This window comes from Thauera linaloolentis 47Lol = DSM 12138 (assembly GCF_000310205.1).
Classification (GTDB): Bacteria; Pseudomonadota; Gammaproteobacteria; order Burkholderiales; family Rhodocyclaceae; genus Thauera; species Thauera linaloolentis.
The window spans coordinates 1-1,945 of the sequence record NZ_AMXE01000169.1 but is presented as its reverse complement, the minus strand read 5'-3'; the positions used below and the strand labels follow the sequence as shown (position 1 = coordinate 1,945).

General features: G+C 71.8%; 1 protein-coding gene. It reads right to left on the bottom strand.

From position 1 onward, the window contains the following. Positions 1 to 99: 99 nt before the first annotated feature. On the bottom strand, positions 100 to 1,945 hold a 1,846-nt coding region (locus C666_RS18975; RefSeq protein ID WP_004349943.1), incomplete at its 5' end, for an ABC transporter ATP-binding protein.

Here is a 1,945-nt window from a genome sequence, read left to right as displayed (position 1 = left end):
CTGCCCAGGCCGCGCGGACGCCCCGCCGGCCCGCCGCCCGGCCGTCCGGGACCGCCGAGCAGCGGGGGCAGGCTGGCCGGCGGCAATGCGGAAGCGGGCCTAGTCATGGGACACCGTGCCCATGCCGGCCTGCGAGCGGTGGATGTCGCGATAGGCCGCCGACGATTCGAGTAGCTGCGCATGCGTGCCGTGGGCGATGACGCGGCCCTGCTCCAGGACCACGACGAGATCTGCGGCGGCCGCTGCGGACAGCCGTTGAGCGATGAGCAGGCAGGTCGTGCGCGGCAGCAGGACACGGATGCCGCCGAGGATGCGCGCCTCCGTCGCCAGGTCGACGGCGCTGGTGCTGTCATCGAGGATCAGCAGCGAAGGCCGCAGCAACAGGGCGCGGGCGATCGACAGGCGCTGCTTCTGGCCGCCGGACAGGTTGATGCCGCGCTGGCCCAGGACGCTGTCGTAGCCCTGGGGCAGGCGGACGATGAAGTCATCCGCCTGGGCGGCCCGCGCCGCAGCGGCGATGTCCTCGTCGCTGGCGCCGGCGCAGCCGAAGCGCAGGTTGTCGCGGACGCTGCCCGAGAACAGGATGGTCTCCTGCTGCACGTAGCCGATACGCCCCCGCAGCACCTGCGGATCGAGCGTGCAGATGTCGTGGCCGCCGATCCGCACCGTTCCGGCGTCGGGGTCGTAGAGGCGGGGCAAGAGCGCGGCGAGCGTCGACTTGCCCGCGCCGGTGCTGCCGAACAGCGCGACCGTGGCCCCTGCCGGAATGCGCAGCCAGACGTCTTCGAGCGCAGGCCGGACAGCGCTTTCGTAGCGCAGCGACACGCCCTCGAAGGCCACCTCGAGCGGCCCGGGGGGCAGCGTTCCGAGCGGAGCGGGGAGGCGCGCGGAGACGGGGGCCGCCGTGGCCCCGGACGGCACGGGCTCGCCGGATGCGGCGTCGAACACCTCGTTGACGCGGACGGCCGCGACCTGGGCGCGCGAGAAGCTGGTGAGCAGCATCCCGACCGAGGTCAACGAAGACAGAATCACGGTGACGTAGTTGACGAAGGCCACCAGTTCGCCTGCGGTCATCGTGCCCGCCATGCTGCGCCGGCCGCCGGCCCACAGCACGGCGACGATGGTGAGGTTGAGCACGAGACTGAGCGCCGGCATGTTGAGCGTGACGATGCGCCAGGCGCGGATCGCGGCGTCGGCGTAGTCGCGGTTGGCGCCGCTGAAACGGGCCGCTTCGCGCCCGCCGCGCACGAAGGCCTTGACGGTGCGGATGCCGGCGAGATTCTCGTGCAGCATCATGTTGAGCCGGTCGAGCCGCTGCTGGACGCCGTCGAACAAGGGCACCGACCAGCGGACGAGCAGGAACAGCACACCGGACAGCACGGGCACGACGCCGAACAGGATGAGCGCTAGCGACGGGCTGATGGCGGCCGCCATGGCGACGCTGCCCAGCACCAGCAGCGGCGAGCGCACGAAGGCGCGCAGCAGCATCATGACGAACTGCTGCAGCTGCGCCACGTCGCTGCCCAGGCGCGTGATCAGCGAACCGGGGGGCAGGCGGTCGAGTTCGCGGAAGGACAAGGCCTGGGTCGCGGCAAACAGGTCGCGGCGCAGGTCGGTGCCGAAGCCGACCGCGGCCTTGCTCGAATACACCGTGCATCCCGCGCCGCCGACGAGCCCCAGCGCGGCGCACAGCAGCATCAGCGCGCCGGTGGCGCCGACATGGGCGAGGTCGCCGCGCATCACGCCATCGTCGATGATGCTGGCCATCAGGCGCGGCTGCATGAGATCCATCGAAACCTCCAGCAGCATCAGCAGGGGCGCGAGCAAACATGCGCCCCGGTAAGGGCGCAGATAGGGGAAGAGCTTGGACATGGTGTGGCGGCCACGCGCCGCCGGGCGCCGGATCGCGCCCGGCGGCGCGCTCACGATTCGGCGGTCTCCCCGG